Here is a 25,828-nt window from a genome sequence, read left to right on the forward strand (position 1 = left end):
GCTCAAGCCCGTGACCAAGAGCCCCGCACCGCCCGCCCCCGTGCTCGCCGCCTACCAGTACTGCGAGGCGGTCACCGGCCACCAGGCCAAGAACTTCGCCTACGGCATCCGGCTGCTGACCGCGCCCCGCCGCCGCGCCCTCTCCGCGCTCTACGCCTTCTCCCGCCGCGTCGACGACATCGGCGACGGCGCGCTGCCCGCCGCCGAGAAGGAGGAACGTCTCGGCGCCACCCGCGAGCTGCTCCAGCGGGTGCGGACCGAGCAGGTTGCCGAGGACGATACCGACCCCGTCGCCGTCGCGCTGGCCGACACCGCGCGCCGCTACCCGGTCCCGCTGGACGCCCTCGACGAGCTGATCGACGGCGTGCTGATGGACGTCCACGGCCGCCACTACGAGACCTGGGACGAACTCCGCTCCTACTGCCGCTGCGTCGCCGGCGCGGTGGGCCGCCTCTCGCTGGGCGTCTTCGGTACCGTGCCGGGCGTCCGGGGCGCCGACCGCGCCCCCGAGTACGCCGACACCCTGGGACTGGCCCTGCAACTCACCAACATCCTGCGCGACATCAGGGAGGACGCCGGCCACGGCCGCAGCTACCTCCCCGAGGAGGAACTGCGCAAGTTCGGCCTCACCGACGGCGCGCACCACGACCCGCCGCACCACGGCGCCGACTTCGCCGGCCTGGTCCGCTTCCAGGTCCGGCGCGCCCGCGAGCTGTTCGCCGACGGCTTCCGCCTGCTGCCCATGCTCGACCGCCGCTCCGGCGCCTGCGTCGCCGCCATGGCCGGCATCTACCACCGGCTGCTGGACCGCATCGCGGCCGACCCGCACGCCGTGCTGCGCGGCCGCGTCGCCCTGCCCACCGCGCAGAAGGCGCTGGTCGCCGTCCGGGGCCTGGCCGGGCTCGACGCCCGCAGGGCCGCGCTCCGGGAGCGCGCGTGACCGGCGAACGCCGCCGCGCCCTGGTGGTCGGCGGCGGACTGGCCGGCATCACCGCCGCGCTGGCGCTGGCCGCGCGCGGCCAGCGCGTCACCCTGGTCGAGACCCGACCCCGGCTCGGCGGGCTGGCGTTCTCCTTCCGCCGCGAGTCGGCCGTCGGCGAGCTGACCGTCGACAACGGGCAGCACGTCTACCTGCGCTGCTGCACCGCCTACCGGGGCCTGCTGGAACGCATCGGCGGCGCCCGGCTGGCACCCGTGCAGCGCCGCCTCGACGTGCCGGTGCTGGACGCCGAACGCGGCACGCTGGGCCGGATCACCCGCGCCGCGCTGCCCGTTCCGCTGCACCTGGCCGGCGGGCTGGCCCGCTACCCCCACCTCGGGCTCGCCGAGCGGGCCAGGGTCGCGCGCGCCGCGCTGGCGCTGCGCCGGCTCGACCCGGCCGACCCCGCGCTGGACGACCGTTCGTTCGCCGACTGGCTGCGCGCCCACGGCCAGAGCCCGACGGCCGTCGCCGCGCTCTGGGACCTGGTCGGCGTGGCCACGCTCAACGCCAGGGCCGAGGACGTCTCGCTGGCGCTCGCCGCCAAGGTCTTCCGCACCGGGCTGCTCAGCAGCCCCGGCGCCGCCGACATCGGCCTGCCCCAGGTGCCGCTCGGCACCCTCCACGACGAGCTGGCGCGCGCCGCGCTGGCCCGCGCCGGCGTGCGGGTGCTGCTCGCGACCCGCGCCAGGTCGCTGCGCGCCGCGCCAGGCGGCGGCTGGCGGCTCGGCATCAGCAGCCGCCCGGGCCAGGGCCACCGGCCCGACCAAGAGCTGGCCGGCGAGACCGTGGTGCTGGCCGTCCCGCAGCAGGCGGCGCACCGGCTGCTGCCGCCCGGCGCGCTGCCCGACGCCGACCGGCTGCTCGCCATCGACAGTTCGCCCATCCTCAACGTCCACGTGATCTACGACCGCCCGGTGCTGCGGCGCCCGTTCTTCGCCGCCGTCAACAGCCCCGTCCAGTGGGTCTTCGACCGCACCGGCCCCTCGGGACTCGACGCGTTGCCGGCGGCCAGGGGCGGCCAGTACCTCGCGCTGTCCCAGTCGGCGGCCGACGAGGAGATCCAGCAGCCCGCCGAGGTGCTGCGCAAGCGCTACGTTCCCGAGCTGGAACGGCTGCTGCCGAGGGCGGCCGAGGCCAGGCTGCTCGACTTCTTCGTCACCCGCGAGCGCACCGCCACCTTCGCGCCGACGCCGGGCGTGGGCCGACTCCGCCCCGGTCCCGTGACCTGCGCCGACGGCCTCTACCTCGCCGGGGCATGGACCGCCACCGGCTGGCCAGCGACCATGGAGAGCGCGGTGCGCAGCGGCCTCGCGGCGGCGCGCGCGGCGGTCCAGGGAGAGCCCACCCCCCAACGACCGGCTAAGGAGACCGCGTGAACCCGGCCGCCCCCCGACCCGAAGCCCCCGACGCGCCCGAGCCGCCCGGCCCGGCGCCGCACGCCGTCGTCGAACTGCTGGAGCGCAGCCGGGCGTTGACCACACCCGCGCTGCGCGCCGCCGTGGGCCGGCTGGCCCCGCCGATGGACACCGTGGCCGCCTACCACTTCGGCTGGATCGACGCCGAGGGCCGCCCCACCGACGCCGACAGTGGCAAGGCGGTCCGCCCGGCGCTGGCGCTGCTCTCCGCCGAGGCCGCCGGCGCCGCCCCCGAGGTGGGCGTGCCGGGCGCGGTCGCCGTGGAACTGGTGCACAACTTCTCGCTGCTCCACGACGACCTGATGGACGGCGACGAGCAGCGCCGCCACCGGGACACCGTCTGGAAGGTGCACGGCCCGGCCCAGGCCATCCTCGTCGGCGACGCGCTCTTCGCGCTGGCCAGCGAGATCATCCTGGACCGCGACGACGCGCAGGCCGCGCGCGCGGCCCGCCGGCTGGCCACCGCCAGCCGGCAGTTGATAGACGGACAGGCCCAGGACATCGCCTTCGAGCACCGGGAACGGGTCACGGTCGCCGAGTGCCTGGCCATGGAGGGCAACAAGACCGGCGCGCTGCTGGCCTTCGCCGCCTCCATCGGTGCGGTGCTGGGCGGCGCCGACGACGCGCTGGCCGACGCGTTGGACGCCTACGGGCGCCATCTGGGGCTGGCGTTCCAGGCCGTCGACGACCTGCTGGGCATCTGGGGCGACCCCCGTTCCACCGGCAAGCTCACCTGGAGCGACCTCAGACAGCGGAAGAAGTCGCTGCCGGTGGTCGCCGCCATGGCCGCCGAGGGGCCGGCCGCCGCGCGGCTCACGGCGCTGCTGACCGCCGACGTGAAGAAGAGCCGCGAGGAGTTCGAGGACTTCGACGAGGCGGAGTTCGCCGCGCGGGCCGAGCTGATCGACGAGGCAGGTGGTCGGCGGTGGACCGCCGACGAGGCCAGGCGCCAGTACGACATCGCGATCAACGCGCTGGAGTCGGTGGCCCTGCCGGCGGCGACGAGGCGACGGCTGACGGAGCTGGCGGACTTCGTGGTGGTGCGCAGCAAGTAGTTCTCTTTCGGGGAGCGGCCACGGCCGCCGGCCGGGCACGGTGCCCGGCCGACGAGACCGGGTGGCCGCCCGCCCCTGCGGGGCGCGGGGCGCGGGGCGCCCCTCCCGGGGCGGCGGTTCGGCCCTGCGGGGCCGGACCCGTTTTCCGGTCGGAGGATCTGCCCTTCGGGCGGAGAGTGCGTCCGGCCCGACCAGGGCCTGTGCCCGGTGGCCGGGCCTGTGGGCCCGGTCGGAGGATCTGTTGCCCTTCGGGCGGCGGACGTGCCCGGCGTTGCCGGGGGTTCTGCGGGGCCGGGCCCGTGGCCCCGGCCGGGGAACTGTGCGCTGGGGGCGCAGGGTTGGCCCCTCGGCAGAGAGCCGTGACCTCGGGTTCGGGGGTGAGGCCCGCGTGCCGGATCATGGGCCCGTTTGGACGGAGTGGGTCCGGCCCGACCAGGGCCCGTGCCCGGCCGGCGAGACCGGGTGGCCGCCCGCCCCTGCGGGGCGCGGGGCGCGGGGCGCCCCTCCCGGGGCGGCGGTTCGGCCCTGCGGGCCGGGAGGTGGGCCCTTCGGGGGTGGACCGCCGTGCCCGGCTGGGGGGTTGGGCTTCCGGGCCCCCAGGGCCCGGGAGCCTCCGGTCACTCCAGCAGCGTTGACCGCAGTCGGTCCCTGGCCGGTGGGGTCAGGCCCAGGCCGTGGGTGAGATAGCGCTCGGTGCCGCCCCAGTGGGTGTCGATCGTGTCGAAGGCCGCCGTCAGATACTCGATCCGGGCGTCGAACATCGGCGCGAGCAGCCGTTGGACCTCCAGGTCCAGCGCCGTGGCCCCCGGCCGGGCGGCCGGCTCGTCCCTGCGCACCAGATAGCGGCTCTGCGGGGCGTTGGACCTGAGGTAGTCCTCGGCTATGACCTCCCGTTCCACGCCCAGCGCCAGCAGCACCACCGCCACCGTCAGTCCCGCGCGGTCCTTGCCGGCCGCGCAGTGCAGCAGCGCCGGGACGTCGCCCTCGGCCAACGCGGCCAGCACCCGCCCCTGTTCGGCGGCCTTGCCGAGCACGATCGACCGGTAGGTCGCCTTCATCTGCTCCTCACCGCGCCCCGCCGCCAGCTGCTGCCGCAGCCGGTCGACGTCGCCCCGGCGCACCAGGTCCCAGAACGCGGCGCCGTCGGCCGGGTCGTTGAGCGGTATGTTCACGTTCCGCACCCCGGGCAGCGCCACGTCGTGCCCGTCCAGTTCCAGGTCGGCGGCATTGCGGAAGTCGAAGACCGCCCGCAGGCCCAGCGAGCCGAGGAACGCCGCGTCCTCGGCGGTCGCGTGCGCCAGGTGCCCGCTGCGGAAGAGACGCCCCCGGCGCACCGTGCGCCCGCCCCGCGCGGGGAGCCCGCCCAGGTCGCGGAAGTTCCGCACCGCCGTCAACAGGGGCTCCGTCGGCACCTCGGTCATCCTGACTCCTCCCGCCCGACCCCGCCCGGGGTCCTCGGGCCCCGCCCTGGGTCCCGAACCGCAAGCGACCCTACGGCACCGGCCGAGCCGGCCGGAATGTCAGACCCGGCCAGCATCATGGGCCCCATGAGCCGACGCCCCACCCCCGACCGGCACCCCGCCGCCCGGCCCGACCTCCCCGATCTCTTTCCCCGCCCGCCGCAGACCGTCGCCCCCGGCGCCGTCCACCTCCCCGACTGGCTCGGGGAGGACCGTCAGCGCGAGCTGCTGGCCGCCTGCCGCGCCTGGGCGCAGCCGCCCGCCGGGCTGCGCGAGGTCCGCACCCGCACCGGCACGATGTCGGCGCGGCAGCTGAGCCTCGGCTGGCACTGGTACCCGTACGGCTACGCCCGCACCGTGGTCGACGGGGACGGCGCCCCGGTCAAGCCGTTCCCCGACTGGCTGGGGGAGTGGGCGCTGGCGGCGGTGGCCGCCGCGCTGCCCGGGGAGCCGGCCTCGGCGGAGCCCTATGACGTCGCCCTGGTCAACCACTACGCGGCCGGCGCCCGGATGGGGATGCACCGGGACAGCGACGAGCGCTCCCGGGCGCCCGTGGTCTCGTTCAGCCTGGGCGACTCGTGCGTCTTCCGGTTCGGGAACGTCGAGGGCCGGGGCCGCCCGTGGACGGATGTGACGCTGCGCTCGGGGGACGCGTTCGTCTTCGGCGGGCCAGCCCGGCTCGCCTACCACGGGGTGCCGCGCACATCTCCCGGCAGCGGCCCGCCCGCGCTGGGCGTGCGCGGTCGGCTGAACGTCACGGTCCGCGCGTCGGGGCTGACGGACGGCTGAACCCCGGCCGGCCCTGGCCGGTCAAGTCGCTTCGCCGAATTCACCCGATGGGAGGTGGCGGGGGGTGGCGAATGTCAGAACTATGCCTGTTCGCCTGCCTGTTGGCGCCTAGCGTTGCTTCGGCAGATCTGACCGGCACGATAAGGACACCCATGCCAGTACCCCTCCGCCAGGTGGCCCGCACCGCTCGCCATGGCCGGCCGACCGGCCGGGGCTCGGTGCTCCGCGAGCCGGGGTTCCGGCGCCGACTGCTGGCGCTGGCGGTGCTGCCGGCGGCGGTCGTGGCGCTGCTCGCCGCGCTGGCGGTCGGCTATGTGTTACAGAGTCGCCCCGCCGTCGACGGCCAGGGCTCCGACGGGGCGCTGTGGGCCGTGCTCACCGGCGGCACCCTGCTGACCGGGGCCGTGCTGGCGCTCGCCGCGACCTTCGCCGGCGCCGAGGCGGCTGGCCAGGCCGGCCGGCTGCACGCCCTGCGCCGCCAGGCGGCCAGGGGCCGCGTCGAACTCCAGGCGCTGCTCGACCAGGTCGAGCGCGGCGAACGCATCAGACCGCCCGAGAGCCCGGCGCCCACCGAGCCGGGCGACCAGCCGCTGGACCAGCTGCGCCACGAGATCGCCGTCAGCCGGCACGCCGCCCAGGCCGCCGTCGCCCAGGCCGTGGCGCTCGCCGACGAACGCACCGGCACCGACGAGCGCGTCGAGGTCTTCGTCAACCTGGCCCGGCGGGTGCAGTCCTTCGTGCACCAACAGATCGAGTACCTCGACGAGTTGGAGCACGACGTCGAGGACCCGGAACTGCTCAAGGGCCTCTTCCACCTCGACCACCTGGCCACCCGCATCCGCCGCCACGCGGAGAACCTGGCGGTGCTCGGCGGCGCCATCTCGCGGCGCCAGTGGAGCCGCCCGGTGCGGATGTCCGAGGTGCTGCGGTCCTGCATCGCCGAGGTCGAACAGTACTCCCGGGTCAAGCTGGTGCCGCCCGTCGAGGGCACCGTGCGCGGGCACGCGGTCGCCGACGTGGTGCACCTGCTGGCCGAACTGGTCGAGAACGCCACGGAGTTCTCCGCCCCCGGCACCCAGGTGCTGCTGCGCGTCGAGCCGGTCACCGCCGGGCTCGCGATCGAGGTGGAGGACCGGGGCCTGGGCATGACCCCGGCCGAGCAGAGCCAGCTGAACGCGGTCCTCGCCGGCACCGAACGGCACTCCGTCGCCGCGCTGTTGGAGGACGGCAGGGTCGGCCTGTTCGTGGTGGCCACCCTCGCCCGCCGGCACCGGATCGGCGTCCGGCTCCAGAGCAACATCTACGGCGGCGTCCAGGCCGTGCTGGTGCTGCCCCACGAGCTGTTGGGGGACGAGGCCGAGGGCCACTTCACCCCGGGCCGCACGCTGGGGCCCCCGCTGGCCGCCACCCGTTTCCCCTCCGCGCCCAGCACGGCCGAGGCGGCCACCCCGGTCCCGCTGCCGCCCACCGTCACCGCCCCCGACCTGCCCGTTCCGGCCGCCGGCGCCGGGCCCGACCACCGGCCGCCGCTGCCCAGGCGCCGCCGCCAGCAGCACCTCGTGCCGCAGCTGCGGGACGCCATGCCGCCGCGCCCCGAGCCGGTCGACGAGGCCGCCGAGCCACCCGACCCGGGGTTGATGGCCGCCTTCCGGCGCGGCGCCAGCCTGGCCGAGGAGGCCGAGCCGCGCCACTCCTGACCGCCGCCCGCCCGGCTCGCCCCCGGTCGGCATCCCCATCCCAGGGCCCCGCGCGGGAGCCCCCAGCCGGGCCCGCGACCGGGCCCGCCCGAGGAGACCAGCAACGATGGACAGCGACGACCCAGCGAGTGACCCGGCGAGCGGTCCCGCGAGCGAGCCCCGGAACGACCCCGGGAACGACCCCCCGGCCGATGCCCCGCACCGTTCCGCCACCGAACGCCTGCCAGACTCGTCCGCCGAGCAACGCCCCGACCTCGGCCGGCTGTTGACCGGCCTGGTCGAACGGGTGCCGCACGCCCGCAGCGCGCTGCTGCTCAGCATCGACGGCCTGGTCAGGGCGGCCCACGGCCTCGACCGGGAGACGGCCGAGCAACTGGCCGCGCTCGCCTCCGGGCTGCACGCGCTGGCCAGGGGCGCCGGCGCCCGGTTCGCCGAGGGCGGCCGGGTGCGGCAGGTGGTGGTCGAGTGGGAGTCGGCCCTGCTGACCGTCTGCACGGCGGGCACCGGCGCCTGCCTGGCCGCGCTCGCCGACCGCAGGGCCGATGTCGCCGTGCTGGGCTACGAGATGACCCTCCTGGTCAGAAGCGTGCGCTCGGTGCTGGAGACCCCGCTGCGGCTGCCGGCGGGACGCTGAGGCCCGCCCGTGGAACGACCGCGCGGCGCCTCCCTCGGCGCCTGGCTCGACGACCGGGCCGGGCGCCTGATGCGCCCCTACACCGCGAGCGACGGACGCACCCGCCCGGCGACCCGCCTCGACCTGATGACCCTGGTGCGCGCCACCGGCCGCCCGGCGCGCGGCGCCCCGCCAGGACCCGAGCACGGCCAGGTGCTCGCCCTGACCCGGGCGCCGATCTCGGTCGCCGAACTCGCCGCCCACCTGCGGCTGCCGGCCGCCGTCACCAAGGTCCTGCTGGGCGACCTGCTGGCCTGCGGCGCCGTGACCGTCAACGCGCCGGAGCCCACCGGCGCTTCCCCGACCGACCGAGACCTGCTGGAGGCGGTGCTGCGTGGACTCCGCGAACGGCTCTGAGAAGCGTTCCCCCGGACCGGAGAGGCGTACCGACGCCCCCGAGAAGCGTTCCGACGCCCCGACCGGGGGAGAACCGGGCGCGCCCGACCCGTTCCCCACCACGGCCAAGATCCTGGTCGCCGGCGGCTTCGGGGTCGGCAAGACCACCCTGGTCGGCGCGGTCAGCGAGATCGAGCCGCTGAGCACCGAGGAGCTGCTGACCCAGCTCAGCGCCGACACCGACAGCCTGGAGGGCGTCGAGCGGAAGGCCACCACCACCGTCGCGATGGACTTCGGCCGGATCACGCTGGACAACCAGCATGTGCTCTACCTGTTCGGCACCCCGGGGCAGGAACGGTTCTGGTTCGTCTGGGACGAGCTGTGCCAGGGCGCGCTCGGCGCCGTGGTGTTGGCCGACACCCGCCGGCTCGAACACTGCTTCCCCGCCATCGACTTCTTCGAGCGGCGTGGCCTGGGATTCGTCGTCGCGGTCAACGAGTTCGACCGCGCGGTGCGTTACTCGACCGAGGAGGTGCGGGCCGCGCTCGACCTGGACCCGGGGGTGCCGGTGATCACCTGCGACGCCCGCAAGGCGGCCTCGGCGACCCGGGTGCTGGTCTGCCTGGTCGGCCACCTCATCGAGACCAGGGAGCGCGCGGCGGCCGCCGCCGGCCACCCGTGACCGGGCGGGCGGCGGCCGCCGGCCGACTCACGCCTCCTCGGCGCCGCCGAACCGCTCGCGGTAGGCGTCCAGGTCCTCGTCCGTGAGCTTGGTGAAGAGCACCCCGGGCACGGTGAACGGGGTGCCGGCCGGCACCGCGTCCAGCGCCCGCGCCGCCGCCTCGCTCACCCACCGCTCGCCGAGCCGCCCGGCGACCGCCGGGTCCTCGGGCGCGAACACCCCGCGCAGCGCGGCCGAGGTGAACGGCACGAACGGCTCGGAGACCACCGCGTACAGGTGAATCAGGTTGATCGCCGTCCGCAGCGTCAGCGCCGCCGCCTCCGGGTCCGCCTTGATCTCCTTCCACGGCGCCTTGGACTCCAGATAGACGTTGCCCGCACTCCACAGCGCGCGCAGCGCGAACGCCGCCTTGCGGAACTGGAGCGCCTCCAACTGCCGCTCGTACTCGGCCAGCAGGCCCGCGATCTCCTCGCCCAGCGCGCGCTCCGCCTCGCCCGGCGCGTGCCCGGCCGGCACCGCGTCGCCGAACCGCTTGCGGGAGAAGGACAGCACCCGGTTCACGAAGTTCCCCAGGGTGTCCGCCAGGTCCTTGTTGACCACCGAGGCGAACAGCTCCCAGGAGAACGCCGAGTCGTCCGACTCGGGCGCCGAGGCCATCAGGAAGTACCGCCAGTAGTCGGCGGGCAGCAGTTCGAGCGCCTGGTCGGTGAAGATGCCCCGGTTCTGCGAGGTGGAGAACTTCCCGCCGTAGTACGTCAGCCAGTTGAGCGCCTTGACGAAGTCGACCTGCTTCCACGGCTCCCTGGTGCCCAGCTGGGTGGCCGGGAACATCACCGTGTGGAAGGGCACGTTGTCCTTGGCCATGAACTCCGTGTACCGGACGTCGTCGGCCTCGTACCACCAGGACCGCCAGTCCCGCTCCTCGCCGTCGGGCGCCGCGTCGGCCCACTCCTTGGTGGCGCCGATATAGCCGATGGGCGCGTCGAACCAGACGTAGAACACCTTGCCCTCGGCGGCCAGTTCGGGCCACACGTCGGCCGGCAGCGGCACGCCCCACTCCAGGTCCCGGGTGATGGAGCGGTCGTGCAGCCCCTCGGTCAGCCACTTGCGGGCGATGGAGGAGGCCAGCGTCGGCCACTCAGCGCCCTGCCGCTCGACGAACGCCTCGACCTCGGGCTCCAGCTTGGACTGGAGCAGGAACAGGTGCTTGGTCTCCCGCACCTCCAGGTCGGTGCTGCCGCTGACCGCCGAGCGGGCGTCGAGCAGGTCCGTCGGGTCCAGCACCCGGGTGCAGTTCTCGCACTGGTCGCCTCTGGCGGCCTCGTAGCCGCAGAACGGGCAGGTGCCGACGATGTACCGGTCGGGCAGGAAGCGGTCGTCGGCGATGGAGAACACCTGCCGGGTCGATCGCTCCTCGATGAACCCGTGCTCCGCCAGCTTTCGCGCGAAGTGCTGGGTGACCTCGATGTTCTGCGGCGACGAGGTGCGCCCGAAGTAGTCGAAGGCGAGGCCGAAGCCGTCGTAGACCGCCTTCTGCGCGGCGTGCTGCTCGGCGCAGAACGCGGCGACCGGCAGGCCCGCCGCCTTGGCGGCCAGCTCGGCCGGGGTGCCGTGCTCGTCGGTGGCGCAGATGTAGAGCACGTCGTGGCCGCGCTGCCGCAGGTAGCGGGCGTAGACGTCGGCGGGGAGCATCGAGCCCACCATGTTCCCCAGGTGCTTGATCCCGTTGATATAGGGCAACGCACTGGTGATGAGGTGTCGGGCCATCCTCGGATGCTCCAATGGTGAGAGGAATCAGCGGGCGGCGCGGGCCATCAGGCGTAAACGGAGCGTAACGGAGCACCGCCATGGACACTGTTCATCCTACCGAGCCGGCCCGGGCCGACCGCACCGCGTTTCCCGCCGCCAGACCCTGGCGGGTGGTGGGTCTGCTCAGCGGGACCTCGCACGACGCGGTGGACGCCGCCGTCGCCGAACTCGCCTTCGCGCCCGACCCGGACGAGCCGGACGGGGCGGCGGAGGCGGTGGTGCTGCGCCCGTTGGGCACGGTGAGCGACCCTCTGCCCGACCCGCTCCGCGCCGAGCTGGCCGGGGCGCTGCCGCCGGCGGCCACCACGCTGGAGCGGGTCTGCCGGCTGGACACCGAACTCGGCCGCCTCTTCGGCCGGGTGGCGGCCCGGGCGGTGGCCGAGGTCGCCGGCGGCCGGGCCGACCTGGTCGCCTCGCACGGGCAGACCGTCTTCCACTGGGTCGAGGGACCCCGCGCCCTGGGCACCCTGCAACTCGGCGGCGCCGCCTGGATCGCCGAGGCCACCGGGCTGCCGGTGGTCTCCGACTTCCGCACCCGGGACATCGCCAGGGGCGGGCAGGGCGCGCCGCTCGTTCCGCTGCTGGACGCGCTGCTGCTGCTCGGCGGCCCGGCGGAACGGGTCCCGGCGGCGGCCGGCCGGGGCGTGCTCAACCTGGGCGGCATCGCCAACATCACCGCCAGGGACGCCGAGGGCGGGCTGGTCGCCTACGACCTCGGGCCGGCCAACGCGCTGATCGACGCCGCCGCCGTGGAGACCAGCGGCGGCGCGCTTCGGATGGACCGCGACGGGGCGGCGGCGGCCAGGGGACGCGTGGACCGGGCGCTGCTGGCGCGGCTGCTGGCCGAGCCGTACTACCGGCTGCCGCCGCCGAAGTCCACGGGCAAGGAGCTGTTCCACGCCGGCTATCTGCGCGAGCGGCTGCCGGCCGGCGGCCTGCCGGCGGACGATCTGCTCGCCACCGTCACGGAGTTGACGGCCGAGCTGGTCGCGGCGGCCTGCCGTGCGCTGCGGCTGACCGAGCTGCTGGTCTCCGGCGGCGGGGTGCGCAACCCGACGCTGCTGCGCCGGACGCGGGCCCTCGCCGCGCCGACCGGGGTGCGCCCAACGGACGCCCTGGGGTTGCCGTCGGACGCCAAGGAGGCGCTGCTCTTCGCGCTGTTGGGCTTCCTCACCGCGCACGGCCTGCCCGGCAGCCTGCCGGCCGCGACCGGCGCCCGGGCGGCGGCCGTGCTCGGCTCGCTCACCCCGGGCGCCGGGCCGCTGCGGCTGCCGCCGCCGAGGGCGGCGGCCCCGCTTCGCCTGGTCGTTCGAGCCCTCTGACCCCCTGACCTCCTGAGGGGCCCGCCCGGCTCAGACCGCCTCGGGCAGCCGCTCCGGCGGGCCGGGTCGGGCGTAGAACCAGCCCTGCGCCGAGTCGCAGCCCAGGTCCCGCAGCTGCTCGGCCTGGGTGGAGGTCTCCACGCCCTCGACCGTGACCGACAGCCGCAGCGCGTGGGCCAGCGAGACGATGCCCTCCACGATCTTGAGGTCCACCGGGTCGGCCGGGTTGCGCTGGAGCCCCTGGGTGAAGGAACGGTCCAACTTCAGCGTGTTGGCCGGCAGTCGACGCAGGTTGGCCAGGTTGGAGTAGCCGGTGCCGAAGTCGTCCAGCGCGATGCCCACGCCCAGCTCGGCCAGCTCCCGCAGCGGCCGCAGCTCGTTCTCGTCGGCGCGGATCATCGCCGTCTCGGTCACCTCCAGGCACAGCGCGCTGGGCGGCAGCCCCGCCTCCTCCAGCACCGCGACGGTGTCCTCGACCAGCTCCGGGTGGTGCAGCTGGCGCGGCGAGAGGTTGACGTTCACCCGCAGCGGCCGGGGGCCGCCGATGCCGCGCACCTGCCACTTGCACGCCTGCCGCACCGCCTCCTGGAGCACCCAGCGCCCCAACGGCACGATCAGCCCGGTGTGTTCGGCCAGCGGGATGAACCGGTCGGGGCCCAGCACGCCGTGGCGCGGGTGGCTCCAGCGGACCAGCGCCTCGGCGCCCTCCAGGCTGCCGTCCTCCATCCGCACCAGCGGCTGGTACTCGATGAAGAACTCGCAACCCTTGAGCGCGGCCGGCAGATGGTGGGTGAGGTGGTGCCGGCTGATGGCCCGCGCGTCGGAGTCCGGGTCGGCGAGGGCGTAACGATTGCCCCCCTCCGCCTTGGCCCGGTACATGGTGATGTCGGCGCTGCGCAGCACCTCGGCCGAGGTGAGGTTGCGGGTGGGACCCTCGACGACGCCGATGCTGGCCCGCACCATCAGCTCCCGGTCGCCGACGGTCACCGGGGTGGCCAGCGCGGCCAGCGCCCGGCGGGCCAACTCGGCCACCGAGTCGGCGGTCGGCGGGTCGATGACCAGCGCCACGAACTCGTCGCCGCCGATCCTGGCCAGCATCTGCCCCGGTTCCGAGGCGCAGGACTGGAGGCGTTCGGCGACCGCGATCAGCAACTGGTCGCCGACGGCGTGCCCGAGGCTGTCGTTGACCGCCTTGAACCCGTCGAGGTCGAGGTAGCACAGCCCGACCCGGCTCTGCGGCGAGCCGGCGGCCAGCGCCTGTTCCAGCCGCTCGAAGAACATGGAGCGGTTGGGCAGGTCGGTCAGCGCGTCGTGGGTCGCCTGGTAGCGCAGCCGCAGGTTGAGCAGCCGGCGCTCGGAGACGTCCTCCATCATCGCCAGCATGTAGCGGGGCTCGCCCTCGGCGTCGCGCAGCAGGGAGACCGTGAGGTTGGTCCACAGCACGGTGCCGTCGCTGCGGCTGTAGGGCTTCTCGACCTGGTAGTGCTCGCGCTCGCCGCGCATCAACTCCCGCTGGAGCCGCCACACTTCGGGCGAGTCGTCGGGGTGGGTCCAGTCCAGGACGTTGCGCCGCCTGGTGGGCAGCCCGAGGCCGCCCATCATGCGGGCGAAGGACTCGTTGGTGTCGATGATGTCGCCGTTGATGTCGGCGATCCCGATGCCGAGCGCGGCGTCCCTGAAGACCGCGCGGAACCGGGTCTCGCTCTCGTGGAGTGCGTTGGCGATCTCCGTCTGGGCGGTGAGCGCCGCCACCGACAGCGACTCCTGCTCGCTGCGGGTCCGCTCCTGGAGGGCGCGGGCGAAGCCGGCCGCGATGGCGTGCTGGAGCCGGGCGCAGCGGCTGCGGCCCTCGTCCTGGCCGAGCACGGTCAGGTCGGCGCAGTAGAGCAGCAGATAGGCGTCGATCACGCCGAGCACCCGGGGCAGCGCCTCGGGCGCGGTGCAGTGCGCGGTGACCAGGGCCTCGCCGACGGAGACCCCGGGGCTGGGGTCGAACGGCTGGGCGCGCAGGGCGATCGCGAGCCGCTCGCTGAGGGCGAGCAGCAGGCTTTCGAACTCCCGCTTGGTCATGGAGGTCGCGGTGGCCGGGTAGACCGCGCGGCACCAGATGGTCGCGAACCGCCGCAGTCCGTCGGGCGGGAGGTGATGGGTGGGGGTCTCGTCGGTCACGCCTTGCGTCCCACCCCTGCGATGCCGCTGAACGCCATCGGGTCCTCGTCCTCGATGTGGTCCTCGGGCCGCCAGCGCCCTATGGGCACGAGCCCCGGGTCGACCAGTTCGAACCCCTCGAAGAACCGGGCCACTTCGGGCTCCGAGCGCATCACCAGGTCGCTGCCGCCGGCCCGGTAGATCTCGGAGAGCCGGCTGCCCTGCTCGACGGTGACGGGGCCGTTGTCCACGGAGGCGTGGGTGAGCACCAGCAGGCTGCCGGGGGCCAGCGCGTCGCGCAGGGTGGCCAGCCGCTGGTGGGGCTTCTGTTCGTCGTCGAGGAAGTGCAGCAGCGCCACCAGCAGCAGCACCACGGGCCGTTCGGGGTCCAGCAGCCGGCCGGCCTCGGGGCTGCTCAGGATGGCCTCGGGCTCGCGGAAGTCGGCGGCGGTGATCCCGGCGTTCGGCACGTCCTTCAGCACCGCGCGGCTGTGCGCCACGGCCACCGGGTCGTTGTCCACATAGAGCACCCGGGCCTCGGGGCTGGCCTGTTGGGCCACCTCGTGCACATTGCCGAAGGTGGGTATGCCGGAGCCGATGTCGAGGAACTGGGTGATCCCCTCGTCCACCGCGTAGCGCACCGCGCGGCGCATGAAGGCGCGGTTGGCCTGCATGATCTTGGGAAGTCCCGGAAACGCCTCCATGGCCTTGCGGGCGGTGACCCGGTCCACCTCGAAATTGTGTGAGCCACCGAGGTAATAGTCGTACATGCGCGACACGCTCGGCACCGACAGGTCAATGCCCTGCGGCGCCCAGGTGGGTCGTTCCATCGACGTCTCCAATGTCCCCTGCATATGCGCTCATTGGCCCCGACGGTCGAGACTACTGACCGACTGCCAGTCCAGGGAAGGAAACGGAAGGCCAACCTCCCCCTGCTGGGGGGTTAGTGGAGCATCTGTCCCGATTGGCGGGCGCGACCGTGGGCCTTACTCCCCAGGGATGCCCGGCTGGTTTCCGCCGAATCTCCGGTGACCGGTGGGCGGTTTCGGGTCCCGGCAAACCGTAAGTCCAAGGTCACGAACGTTCAGATCGCGTCCCCGGGAGGCGAGTTCGGCCAACATCCCGGGAGGAACGGGTGTGCGAACCCCGCGCGCCCGATGGTCGGGGGCGGCCGTCGCGCGCTCAGAGGGTGACCCCGTTCTGGCGGAGGTAGGCGACCGGGTCGATGTCCGTGCCGAACGCCTCGCCCGTGCGGACCTCGAAGTGCAGGTGCGGACCCGAGGAGTTGCCGGTGGAACCGGCGCGGCCCAACCGCTGGCCGGCGCTGACCGGTTGGCCCTCGGAGACGGAGATCGCCGAGAGGTGGGCGTACTGGCTGTAGTGGCCGTCGGGGTGGCGGACGATCACCTCGTAGCCGAAGGAGCCGGCCCAGCCGGCGGAGACGACCTGGCCCTCCGTCACGGACTTCACGGTGGTGCCGGTGGAGACGGGGAAGTCGACGCCGGTGTGGTAGCCCAGGGACCAGGAGCCGCCGGTGGCGTGGTAGGCGGTGCCGGTGCCGGCGGCCACGGGGGAGTGGTAGGTGGGCGTCGGCTCGGGCTCGGGCGCCGGCTCCTCGGCGCGCTCGCCCTGGACCTCGTCGGCCTCGGGCTCGGGTTCCGGCTCCGGTTCTGGTTCGGGCTCCGGTTCGGGCTCTGGCTCTGGCTCTGGCTCCGGCTCTGGCTCCGGTTCGGGCTCCGGCTCTGGCTCCGGTTCGGGCTCCTCGGCGGGGGCCTCGTCGCCGGGCCGCAGCGACAGGCGCTGGCCGGGGAAGATCAGGTCCGGATTCCCGCCCACCGTGCGGCGGTTCAGCTCGTAGAGTGACTGCCAGCCGCCGGAGACCCGGTGCTCCTCGGCGATGCCGGAGAGGGTGTCGCCGCTGACCACCTCGTACCGCTCGGGCGCCTCCACGCTCGCCGCCGCGGGACGCGCGTCCGTCGCCGCCTCGGCGGCCGGCCGGGCGTCAAGGGCGGCCTCAGCGGCGGCCGGCTCGGCGTCCGGGGTGATCTCCGGCGCGGCCCCGTCCCTGGTCAGCCCCGCCCGCACCGAGCAGGTGGGCCACGCCTGGGGGCCCTGCCCGCGCAGTACCGCCTCGGCGACCGCGATCTGCTGGTCCTTGGTGGCCTGGTCGGCGCGTGGCGCGTACGCCGTTCCGCCGTAGGCCTCCCAGGTGCTCTGCTGGAACTGTAAGCCGCCGTAGAAACCGTTCCCCGTGTTGATGTCCCAGGTGCCGCCGCTCTCGCATTCGGCGACCAGTTCCCATGTCTCGACGGGCGCCGCCGAGGCGCCGCTGGCGCTCACCAGGGGCAGCGCGAGGCCGGCCCCCGATGCGGTCACGGTCAGCGAGGCGCGGGAGACCGCGCTGGGCCGATAGCGGCGGTGGCGGCCACGTCCGGACATGAGGTGTTCCCCTCCCCGAAGAAAACCCCTTGATCCGCGTCAGTTCCCCACGCGGACAGGGAAGTTGGGCACCACGATATGGCGCGGCAATGCCCTGGGCAAGGGAGCGAAAGCGGACCGTGACGCGGCCGGTCTCTGATCGAAAAACCCCGGGAGAACTGATCGAGAATGATCGCTTTTGCTCTCCCGGGGTTTTTCGCTGGGCTCGCCCGTCCTTCGGACCGTCGGTCAGCCGTCCTTCGGCGCCAGCCGCGCCTCGGGCCCGGCCAGTTCCGTCGCCGCCCGTCCCTCCCGCAGCGCGCCGGGGCCGACGGTGCCGATCTCGGGGACCGCGTCCGGCCCGGTGACCTCCGTGGTGGGCACCGTCGTCGGGGTGCCGTCAGCGCTGCGTCGGCGGCCGCCCGTCGCCTGCGGCGCGGAACGCCGGGGTGGGCGGAGGAAGAAGAGCACCGCGCCCAGGATCGCGCAGGCGACCAGGCCGTCCATCCAGTAGTGGTGCGCGGTCGCGACCACGGCGGTCACCGTGATCAGCGGATGCGCCAGCCACAGCCACCGCCAGCGGCTCCGGGTCGCGACGATCAGCCCGACGGCGATCAGCACCGACCAGCCGACGTGGAGCGAGGGCATGGCCGCGAACTGGTTGGCCATCGAGTCGGGGTCCGGCTTGTCGTAGACGGCCGGCCCGTACACCAGGCCGGTGTCGATCATGCGCAGCGGCCGGAAGAGCCGGGGCGGGGCGAGCGGCACCAGCAGGTGCAGCACCAGCGCGGCCCCCGTCAGCCAGGTGATCACCCAGCGCACCCAGACATAGAACCCGGGCCGGCGCCAGTACATCCAGATCAGGAACGCCACCGTCGCCGGGAAGTGCACGGTGGCGTAGTAGACGTTGATGAAACGGATCAACGCCTCGCTGTGCAACACCAGATCCTGCACGGCCGCCTCGCTGGGAAGCCGGAGCGCGCGTTCCAGGTCCCACACGCGTTCGGCGTTCTCATAGGCGTCGTGAAACTGCCCGTTGGCCGCGCGTCGGCCCAGTTTGTAGGCGAGATAGAGGACGCTGACGAGCAGCAGTTCCCGGATGAGCGGCGGGCGCCGCGACTGCTCGGGGCGCTCGGGTCGCCGCAGGGGACGAATCAGCTGTGACGCTCGGATGAGTGGCATAAGCGGGGTTCCCAAATGGCGTGGGGGTGATCGCGGTACGGAAACGGCGCGCGGGAACCTGCCCCTCCCCTCCTCGATCTTCAGTTCCCCGGAACGAGTTTACGGCTCTCCCCACTTCCGCTGCCCGCTGGGTGAACGGAGCACACCCCCGCGTTCCGCGCGAACGGACGTCCCAGCGCGTTCCGCTCCGGTGCCGGACGCCCGGGGAAACGGGCCCGGTTCGGCGCCCGGTCGGGTGAGAGTCGGACCCGAGGCGGGCGTGCGGCGGACCCGAGGCGGGCGTGCGGGACGGCTGCGCGGGCGCTCGGGGAGCCTCCGGCGGCCGGGAGCGGCGGCGGGGGAGCGGGCACGGTTCGCGCAGGTGGGAGGTCCGCCCGACGAGGCTTTGTCCTCAGCGAGGAAAAAGTTTCAGTGATTCACGCAGAACTTCTTCCCTGCCCGCCTCCTCGCTGCTACATTCCCTCGTCAAGCCCGACACGGATCTCGTGCCGGGGACCGATGCCGACGGTGGCGGGAGGGGCAGCGTGAGGCGCATGACGGCTCGGCCCGCGAACGCGCATCAGGCGCGGCTGCTTCGGCTGCTGCGGGACGCGGGCCCCAGTTCCCGGGCGCAGCTCGGCGACCAGATCGAGCTGTCCCGGTCCAAGCTGGCGGTGGAGATCGACCGCCTTCTCCAGACCGGGCTCGTCGTCGGCGACGGCTTCGCGGCCTCCCGGGGCGGGCGGCGCTCGCACAACGTGCGGCTCGCTCCCGAACTCCGGTTCCTGGGCGTGGACATCGGCGCCACGTCCCTCGACGTGGCGGTCACCGGGCCCGAGTTGGAGATCCTTGGGCACCTCACCGAGCGGATGGACGTCCGCGAGGGGCCGGTGGCGGTCTGCGAACAGGTGCTCTCCATGGCGGAGAAGCTCAGGAACGCGGGCCTGGCTGAGCACTTCGACGGCGCCGGAATCGGCGTCCCTGGACCGGTGCGCTTCCCCGACGGGGTGCCGGTGGCGCCCCCGATCATGCCCGGCTGGGACGGCTTCCCCATCCGCGAGGTGCTCAGCCAGGAGCTGGGCTGCCCGATCATGGTCGACAACGATGTGAACCTGATGGCGCTGGGCGAACAGCACGCCGGAGTCGCCCATTCCGTCCAGGACTTCATCTGCGTCAAGATCGGCACCGGCATCGGCTGCGGCGTGGTCGCCGACGGCAAGGTGCACCGTGGTGCCACCGGCAGCGCCGGCGACATCGGCCACATCCAGGTCGAGGTCGACGGCCGGCAGTGCCCCTGTGGCAACCGGGGCTGCCTGGAGGCGTACTTCGGCGGCGCCGCCCTGGCCAGGGACGCCGAACAGGCGGCCAGGGACGGCCGTTCCGTGGAGCTCGCCTCCCGGCTCAACGCCGCCGGCTCGCTCACCGCGTCCGACGTGGCCGCCGCCGCCTCCGCCGGCGACGTCGCCTCGCTCGACCTCATCCGCCAGGGCGGCGCCCGCGCCGGACAGGTGATCGCCGCGCTGGTCAGCTTCTTCAACCCCGCACTCGTCGTGATCGGCGGCGGCGTGACCGGCCTCGGCCACACGCTGCTCGCCAGCATCCGCACCCAGGTCTACCGGCAGTCCCTGCCGCTGGCCACCGGCAACCTGCCCATCGTCCTCGGCGAACTCGGACCGGTCGCCGGCGTCACCGGCGCCGCGCGCCTGATCAGCGACCACCTCTTCAGCTACACCCCGACCTGAGGCGCCCCGGGCGCCGCACCCGAACTCACCGCCGACGCAAGGGGGCCGACGGGCCCCTCAGGCGGCCATCAGCACCACCAGCACCGCCAACGCCCTACCCCCGCATGTCCGCGCACCGGCCCCCCGTGCGCAGGAGAGCCACAGGAGACCAGTCATGGCAAGCGCGCCACCACCGATCCTCACCCTCTCCGGCATCACCAAGTCCTTTCCCGGGGTCCGCGCCCTGGACGGGGTCGACCTGGAGGTGCTGCCGGGCGAGGTGCACTGCCTGCTGGGCCAGAACGGCGCCGGCAAGTCCACCCTCATCAAGGTGGTCGCCGGAGCCCACCAGCCCGACTCGGGCGAGATCACCTGGCGGGGCGAGCGGGTCACCCTCTCCAACCCGGTCTCCGCGATGCGCCTGGGCATCTCCACCATCTACCAGGAACTCGACCTGGTGCTGCACCTCTCCGTCGCCGAGAACGTGCACCTCGGCCACGAGACGTCGACCGCCGGCTTCGTGCGCCGGGGCGAGGCCAGGGCCCGCACCGCCGAGCTGCTGGCCCGGCTCGGCCACCCGGAGATCCACCCCGACACCATCGTCGGCGACCTCTCCTCCGCCGGCCAACAGGTCGTCAGCATGGCCAGGGCGCTCTCCCACGACACCCAACTCATCGTCATGGACGAGCCGTCCGCCGTCCTCGACCCGGACGAGGTCAACAACCTCTTCCGCATCGTGGAGAACCTCACCGCCGACAACGTCGCCGTCGTCTACATCTCGCACCGGCTGGAGGAGATCCGCCGGATCGGCGACCGGGTCACCGTGCTCAAGGACGGCCGCGCCGTCGCCCGGGGCCTGCCGGCCAAGGAGACCGCGACCAAGGACATCGTCGCCCTGATGACCGGCCGCGACGTCGAGTACGACTTCCCGAAGCGCGCCACCCCGTTCGACGGCTCGGCCGACCAGCCCGTGCTGGTCGCCGAACAGCTCAGCCGCCAGGGCGAGTTCGAGCCGCTCGACCTGGAGATCCGGCCCGGCGAGATCGTCGGCCTGGCCGGCCTCGTCGGCTCGGGACGCTCCGAGATCCTGGAGACCATCTACGGCGCCAGGACCCCCAGCGGCGGCCGGGTGACCGTCGACGGCAAGCGGCTGCGCCCCGGCAGCGTCGTCTCCGCCGTCCGGGCCGGCCTCGGGCTGGCGCCCGAGGAGCGCAAGGCGCAGGCGCTGTTCATGACGGACTCCGTCACCCGCAACGTCTCGATCTCCTCGCTGCCCCGCTTCTCCCGGGGCGGCTGGCTGGACCGCTCCGGCGAACGCTCCGCCGCCCACACCAACATCAGGGACCTGTCGCTGCGGCCGGACAACCCCGACGCCCTGATCCGCACGCTCTCCGGCGGAAACCAGCAGAAGGCCGTGCTGGCCCGCTGGCTGCTGCGCCGATGCAAGGTCCTGCTGCTCGACGAGCCCACCCGAGGGGTGGACGTCGGCGCCCGGGCCGAGTTGTACGCCCTGATCCGCCGCCTGGCCGACGACGGCGTGGCCGTTCTGCTGGTCTCCAGCGAGATACCCGAGGTCCTCGGGCTCGCCGACCGGGTGCTGGTGCTGCGGGAGGGCCAGGTGGTGCACACCGCACCGGCCCGGGAGCTCGACGAGCACCGGGTTCTCGACCTCGTCATGGAAGGGAGCCAGGCGTGACCACTGGCGCCACCTCTGAACCGTCCCCGACCGCCTCGCTCGACAAGCCGGCGCCACCGGGCCCGCCGTCGGGTGTCGTCACCCGGGACCAGGGCCCGCCCAACGGCCCCAGGCTGATCCTGGGCAAGCTCTTCGACCTGCACACCATCTCGCTGCTGGTGGTCCTCGCCATCCTCTGCGTGATCGGCGCGATCACGGCGGGCGATCAGTTCCTCGACACCAACAATCTCCAACTGGTGCTCACCCAGGCGTCCGTGATCGGTGTGGTCACCGTCGGCGTGACCTTCGTGATGATCGGCGGCGGCATCGACCTCTCCGTCGGCGGGATCGTGGCCCTGGCCTCCGTGTGGTGCACCACGGTGGCCACCCAGGAGTACGGGATGGCCGGCATGGTCTTCTGCGCCCTGGCGGTCGGCCTCGGCTGCGGCCTGGTCAACGGCGTGCTGATCGCCTACGGGCCCATGGTGCCCTTCGTCGCCACCATGGCCATGATGGTCTCGGCGCGCGGTCTCTCCCTGGAGATCACCGACGGCTCCACCCAGATGGTCACCGTCGACCCGGTGCTCGACCTCGGCCGCCGCTCCTCCTACGTCTTCGGCATCCCCCCGCTGGTCATCATGTTCGCCGTGATCACCGCGCTGGGCTGGGTGCTGCTCAACCGCACCACCTTCGGCCGCCGCACCGCCGCCATCGGCGGCAACCCCGAGGCGGCCCGCCTCGCCGGCATCGCCGTCAAGCGCCAACGCCTGCTGCTCTACGCCCTGTCGGGCCTGTGCTGCGGCATCGCCGCGTTCATGCTGGTCGTCCTGTCCGGCTCCGGCCAGAACACCAACGGCAACCTCTACGAGCTGAACGCCATCGCCGCCGCCATCATCGGCGGCACCCTGCTCACCGGAGGCCGAGGCACCATCATCGGCTCCGTGCTGGGCGTGTTGGTCTTCACCCTGATCACCAACCTCTTCGTGCTGAACAACCTGGAGAGCGCCTTCCAGCAGATCGCCACCGGCGCCATCATCGTGGCCGCCGTGCTGCTCCAGCGCCGATCCGCCGCCCACACCACCTAGCCGGCCCCCACACCAGCCGAGCACCACCCCGACCACATCTTTCCCATGGAAGGTTCCTCCTCCTCATGAACATTTCTTCAGGACTGGGCCGCAGAGGTCTCCTCTTCGGCGGAGCCGCCGCCGGCGCGGGCGTCTTCCTCGCCGGATGTACCAGCAACGAGAGCAACGACGACGAGAGCGACGGCGGGGAGCGGAACCAGGCCGCCTCGTCCGAGGAGCCGGGACCCGATGTCACCATCGGCTTCGCCGGCCCCCAGGCCGACCACGGCTGGCTCAACGCGATCAACGAGCACGCCAGGAGCCGGGCCGACGAGTACGAGGACGTCACCCTGGAGATCACCGAGGGCTCCAACGACACGGCGCAGCAGATCGGGCAGATAGAGAGCCTGATCAACAGCCAGGTCGACGTGCTGGTGATCCTGCCGGCCGACGGCCGCTCGCTGACCCAGGTCGCGCTCAACGCGATGAACGCCGGCATCCCCGTGATCAACCTCGACCGCGTCTTCGACACGCCCCAGGCCTACCGCTGCTGGGTCGGCGGCGACAACTACGGTATGGGGCTGAACGCGGGACACTACATCGGCGAGCAGCTCAAGGACGTGGAGGGGGCCAGGGTTGTCGAACTCTCCGGCCCGGACAACCTCGAACTCACCCAGCAGCGCACCCAGGGCTTCGACGACGCGCTGGCCAACTACCCCAACATCGAGAAGGTGGCCCGGCAGGCCGCCGAGTTCACCGTCGAGTCGGGCCAGGACGTGATGGCGGGCCTGCTCCAGGCGGTCCCCGAGTTCAACGCCCTGTGGAACCACGACGACGACCAGGGCGTGGGCGCCGAGCGCGCCATCGACCAGGCCGGCCGCGACGAGTTCTTCATGGTGGGCGGCGCCGGCTCGCGCCATGTGATGGAGGCCATCCAGGCCGACAACACGGTGCTCAAGGCGACCGTGCTCTACCCGCCCACGATGGCCGCCTCGGCGATCGACCTGGCCCGCGCGGTGGGCCAGGCCAAGGGCATCGGCGGCCTGGCCGAGTTCGAGATCCCCTCGTTCATCCAGCTCTACTCGGCCGTCGTGACCAAGGACAACGTCGAGCAGTACCTGCCAACCGGCTTCAACTGACAGGGATTTCCATGCCTAACTCCTCCACAAGCCCAACCCTCGGCGTGGGCATGGTCGGCTATGCCTTCATGGGCGCCGCGCACTCCCAGGGTTGGCGCTCCGTCGGGCGGGCCTTCGACCTGCCCCTCTCGCCGGTCATGGCCGCCGTGTGCGGCCGTGACCAGGCGAAGGTCGACGCCGCCGCCGACCGGTTGGGCTGGTCGGCGACCGAGACCGACTGGCGTGCGCTGATCACCAGGGACGACGTCCAGCTCGTCGACATCTGCTCCCCGGGGGACAGCCACGCGGAGATCGCCATCGCCGCGCTGGAGGCCGGCAAGCACGTGCTGTGCGAGAAGCCGCTGGCCAACACGGTGGCCGAGGCCGAGGCCATGGTCGCGGCCGCCGAGGCGGCGCGCGAGCGCGGCCAGATCGCGATGGTCGGCTTCAACTACCGCCGCGTGCCCGCCCTGGCCCTGGCGCGCGAGCTGGTCGCCCGGGGCCGGATCGGCGCGCTGCGCCACGTCCGCGCCGTCTACCTCCAGGACTGGGGCGCCGACCCGGAGCTGAAGCTGGTCTGGCGGCTCCGCAAGGAGCTGGCCGGCTCCGGCGCGCTGGGCGACCTGGGCGCCCACGTCGTCGACCTGGCGCAGCACCTCACCGGCGAGCTGATCACCGGGGTCTCGGCCTACACCGAGACCTTCGTCAAGGAGCGTCCGCTGCCCGACGGCAGCGGCGTGGGCCAGGTCACGGTCGACGACGCGGCCCTGTTCACCGGCCGGCTGGCCTCGGGGGCGCTGGCTTCCTTCGAGGTCAGCCGGTTCGCCACCGGGCGCAAGAACGCGCTGCGGATCGAACTCAACGGCTCCGACGGCTCGTTGGCCTTCGACCTGGAACGACTCAACGAGCTGGAGTTCTACGACAACACCCAGCCGGCGACCGAGGGCGGCTTCCGCCGCATCCTGGTGACCGAGCCCGACCACCCCTTCCTGGAGGGCTGGTGGCCCCCGGGCCACGGGCTCGGCTACGAGCACACCTTCGCCCACCAGGCGAGGGACCTGGTGCACGCGATCGCGGCGGGCACCCAGCCGGCGCCCTCGTTCGCCGACGGCCTCCAGGTCCAGCGGGTGCTGGCCGCCATCGAGGAGAGCGCGGAGAAGAACGCCGTGCACACCCCCGTCCAGGCCGCAGAGTGAGCAGCGCGCAACGGAAGGAAACGCACACCATGTCCCGCAAGTTCACCCTCTTCACCGGCCAGTGGGCCGACCTCCCGCTGGAGGAGGTCTGCCGGCTCGCCCGTGACTTCGGCTACGACGGACTCGAACTGGCCTGCTGGGGCGACCACTTCGAGGTGGACCGCGCGCTCAGGGAGCCCGACTACGTCGCCGGGCGCCGCGCGCTGCTGGAGAAGTACGGCCTGGAGTGTTGGGCCATTTCCAACCACCTCGTCGGCCAGGCGGTCTGCGACCACCCGATCGACGAGCGCCACGAGGGCATCCTGCCGGCCCGCATCTGGGGCGACGGGGAGCCCGAGGGCGTCCGCACCCGGGCCGCGCAGGAGATCAAGGACACCGCCAGGGCGGCCGCCGCCTTCGGCGTGAACACCGTGATCGGCTTCACCGGCTCCTCGATCTGGCACCTGGTCGCGATGTTCCCGCCGGTCCCGCCCGGGATGATCGAGCGCGGCTACGAGGACTTCGCCGCCCGGTGGAACCCCATCCTCGACGTCTTCGACGCCGAAGGTGTCCGTTTCGCGCACGAGGTGCACCCGAGCGAGATCGCCTACGACTACTGGACGACCAAGCGCACCCTGGAGGCGATCGACCACCGGCCGGCCTTCGGGCTGAACTTCGACCCCAGCCACTTCGTCTGGCAGGACCTCGACCCGACCGGCTTCCTCTACGACTTCAGGGACCGGATCTACCACGTCGACTGCAAGGAGGCCCGCCGCCGGCTCGACGGCCGCAACGGCCGCCTCGGCTCCCACCTGCCGTGGGGCGACCCGAGGCGCGGCTGGGACTTCGTCTCCGCCGGGCACGGCGACGTGGCCTGGGAGGACGTCTTCCGGATGCTCCGGTCGATCGACTACCAGGGGCCCATCTCCGTGGAGTGGGAGGACGCCGGCATGGACCGGCTGGCCGGCGCGCCCGAGGCGCTCGCCCGGCTGCGTTCCTATGACTATCCCCCGCCCACCGCCTCGTTCGACGCCGCCTTCGGTGGCGGCGACTGACACGAGGCGCCCGTCCGCCCGCGTGGCGCGCCCCGCTGCACCCGGGACCGCGCCGCGCGGGCGTCAACGTTGT

At 73.4% G+C, this 25,828-nt stretch carries 21 protein-coding genes; 15 read left to right on the forward strand and 6 right to left on the reverse strand.

Annotation, left to right across the window (positions count from 1 at the left end; translation table 11 throughout):
• The first annotated feature begins 10 nt into the window (after window positions 1–10).
• The 3 genes from hpnD (at window position 11) to FH609_RS02850 (ending at window position 3,452) form a co-directional block, all read left to right on the forward strand.
• Complete coding sequence (gene hpnD, locus FH609_RS02840; RefSeq protein ID WP_139667613.1) at window positions 11–940, forward strand: presqualene diphosphate synthase HpnD; 930 nt, start codon at window positions 11–13, stop codon at window positions 938–940.
• A complete protein-coding gene (hpnE, locus tag FH609_RS02845) occupies window positions 937–2,358 on the forward strand; it encodes a hydroxysqualene dehydroxylase HpnE (RefSeq protein ID WP_226961356.1) in 1,422 nt (473 codons plus the stop codon). Before hpnD ends, hpnE begins: the two co-directional genes overlap by 4 nt.
• Before the next feature lie 74 nt (window positions 2,359–2,432).
• On the forward strand, window positions 2,433–3,452 hold the full coding sequence (locus FH609_RS02850) for a polyprenyl synthetase family protein (RefSeq protein ID WP_226961398.1): 1,020 nt from the start codon (window positions 2,433–2,435) through the stop codon (window positions 3,450–3,452).
• A 617-nt stretch (window positions 3,453–4,069) separates the two neighbouring features.
• Here the strand turns inward: FH609_RS02850 and FH609_RS02855 are convergent.
• Window positions 4,070–4,873, reverse strand: a complete 804-nt coding sequence (locus FH609_RS02855; RefSeq protein ID WP_139667614.1) for a tyrosine-protein phosphatase — start codon at window positions 4,871–4,873, stop codon at window positions 4,070–4,072.
• A gap of 126 nt (window positions 4,874–4,999) precedes the next feature.
• Between FH609_RS02855 and FH609_RS02860 the strand changes: the two genes are divergently transcribed.
• From FH609_RS02860 to FH609_RS02880, 5 genes are all read left to right on the forward strand, one after another.
• Window positions 5,000–5,701: an alpha-ketoglutarate-dependent dioxygenase AlkB family protein gene (locus tag FH609_RS02860; RefSeq protein ID WP_139667615.1), complete on the forward strand. Its 702-nt coding sequence runs from the start codon at window positions 5,000–5,002 to the stop codon at window positions 5,699–5,701.
• 152 nt (window positions 5,702–5,853) lie between these two features.
• Window positions 5,854–7,398 (forward strand): sensor histidine kinase, encoded by a 1,545-nt coding sequence (locus tag FH609_RS02865; protein ID WP_139667616.1) that lies wholly within the window; start codon window positions 5,854–5,856, stop codon window positions 7,396–7,398.
• Between the two features lie 220 nt (window positions 7,399–7,618).
• A complete protein-coding gene (locus FH609_RS02870; RefSeq protein WP_226961399.1) occupies window positions 7,619–8,032 on the forward strand; it encodes a roadblock/LC7 domain-containing protein in 414 nt (137 codons plus the stop codon).
• A 69-nt stretch (window positions 8,033–8,101) separates the two neighbouring features.
• Window positions 8,102–8,428 carry a DUF742 domain-containing protein gene (locus FH609_RS02875; protein WP_139667688.1) on the forward strand — a complete coding sequence of 109 codons (327 nt, stop codon included), beginning with the start codon at window positions 8,102–8,104 and terminating at the stop codon, window positions 8,426–8,428.
• Window positions 8,429–8,537: 109 nt separating this feature from the next.
• Window positions 8,538–9,089, forward strand: a complete 552-nt coding sequence (locus FH609_RS02880; protein WP_226961400.1) for a GTP-binding protein — start codon at window positions 8,538–8,540, stop codon at window positions 9,087–9,089.
• Window positions 9,090–9,116: 27 nt separating this feature from the next.
• Here FH609_RS02880 and metG read toward each other — a convergent pair whose 3' ends face one another.
• Window positions 9,117–10,856 (reverse strand): methionine--tRNA ligase, encoded by a 1,740-nt coding sequence (gene metG, locus FH609_RS02885; RefSeq protein ID WP_139667619.1) that lies wholly within the window; start codon window positions 10,854–10,856, stop codon window positions 9,117–9,119.
• Window positions 10,857–10,936: 80 nt separating this feature from the next.
• Here metG and FH609_RS02890 point away from each other — a divergent pair, with 80 nt between their 5' ends.
• The gene (locus FH609_RS02890; protein ID WP_139667620.1) at window positions 10,937–12,220 is read left to right on the forward strand and encodes an anhydro-N-acetylmuramic acid kinase; all 1,284 of its coding nucleotides are present in this window, start codon (window positions 10,937–10,939) and stop codon (window positions 12,218–12,220) included.
• Between the two features lie 30 nt (window positions 12,221–12,250).
• On the opposite strand, the gene FH609_RS02895 is transcribed toward FH609_RS02890, so the two are convergent.
• From FH609_RS02895 to FH609_RS02910, 4 genes are all read right to left on the reverse strand, one after another.
• On the reverse strand, window positions 12,251–14,389 hold the full coding sequence (locus FH609_RS02895) for a putative bifunctional diguanylate cyclase/phosphodiesterase (RefSeq protein ID WP_139667621.1): 2,139 nt from the start codon (window positions 14,387–14,389) through the stop codon (window positions 12,251–12,253).
• Window positions 14,386–15,198 (reverse strand): SAM-dependent methyltransferase, encoded by an 813-nt coding sequence (locus FH609_RS02900; RefSeq protein ID WP_139667689.1) that lies wholly within the window; start codon window positions 15,196–15,198, stop codon window positions 14,386–14,388. The genes FH609_RS02895 and FH609_RS02900 overlap by 4 nt, the downstream gene beginning before the upstream one ends.
• A 352-nt stretch (window positions 15,199–15,550) precedes the next feature.
• Window positions 15,551–16,807: a transglycosylase family protein gene (locus FH609_RS02905; RefSeq protein WP_139667622.1), complete on the reverse strand. Its 1,257-nt coding sequence runs from the start codon at window positions 16,805–16,807 to the stop codon at window positions 15,551–15,553.
• 228 nt (window positions 16,808–17,035) lie between these two features.
• Entirely contained in the window at window positions 17,036–17,968 is a 933-nt protein-coding gene (locus tag FH609_RS02910; protein ID WP_139667623.1) for a phosphatase PAP2 family protein, read from the reverse strand.
• Window positions 17,969–18,501: 533 nt separating this feature from the next.
• Between FH609_RS02910 and FH609_RS02915 the strand changes: the two genes are divergently transcribed.
• The 6 genes from FH609_RS02915 (at window position 18,502) to FH609_RS02940 (ending at window position 25,755) form a co-directional block, all read left to right on the forward strand.
• On the forward strand, window positions 18,502–19,689 hold the full coding sequence (locus FH609_RS02915; protein ID WP_139667624.1) for an ROK family transcriptional regulator: 1,188 nt from the start codon (window positions 18,502–18,504) through the stop codon (window positions 19,687–19,689).
• Window positions 19,690–19,843: 154 nt separating this feature from the next.
• Complete coding sequence (locus FH609_RS02920) at window positions 19,844–21,364, forward strand: sugar ABC transporter ATP-binding protein (RefSeq protein WP_139667625.1); 1,521 nt, start codon at window positions 19,844–19,846, stop codon at window positions 21,362–21,364.
• 113 nt (window positions 21,365–21,477) lie between these two features.
• Window positions 21,478–22,428: an ABC transporter permease gene (locus FH609_RS02925; protein WP_226961401.1), complete on the forward strand. Its 951-nt coding sequence runs from the start codon at window positions 21,478–21,480 to the stop codon at window positions 22,426–22,428.
• Between the two features lie 65 nt (window positions 22,429–22,493).
• The gene (locus FH609_RS02930; RefSeq protein WP_139667627.1) at window positions 22,494–23,546 is read left to right on the forward strand and encodes a substrate-binding domain-containing protein; all 1,053 of its coding nucleotides are present in this window, start codon (window positions 22,494–22,496) and stop codon (window positions 23,544–23,546) included.
• A gap of 11 nt (window positions 23,547–23,557) precedes the next feature.
• On the forward strand, window positions 23,558–24,721 hold the full coding sequence (locus FH609_RS02935) for a Gfo/Idh/MocA family protein (RefSeq protein ID WP_139667628.1): 1,164 nt from the start codon (window positions 23,558–23,560) through the stop codon (window positions 24,719–24,721).
• 29 nt (window positions 24,722–24,750) lie between these two features.
• Window positions 24,751–25,755, forward strand: coding sequence for a sugar phosphate isomerase/epimerase family protein (locus tag FH609_RS02940; RefSeq protein ID WP_139667629.1), 1,005 nt, complete (start codon window positions 24,751–24,753; stop codon window positions 25,753–25,755).
• The last annotated feature ends 73 nt before the right edge of the window (window positions 25,756–25,828 follow it).

Origin of the sequence: Streptomyces sp. 3MP-14, assembly GCF_006334905.2 — a bacterium.
Classification (GTDB): Bacteria; Actinomycetota; Actinomycetes; order Streptomycetales; family Streptomycetaceae; genus Streptomyces; species Streptomyces triticirhizae.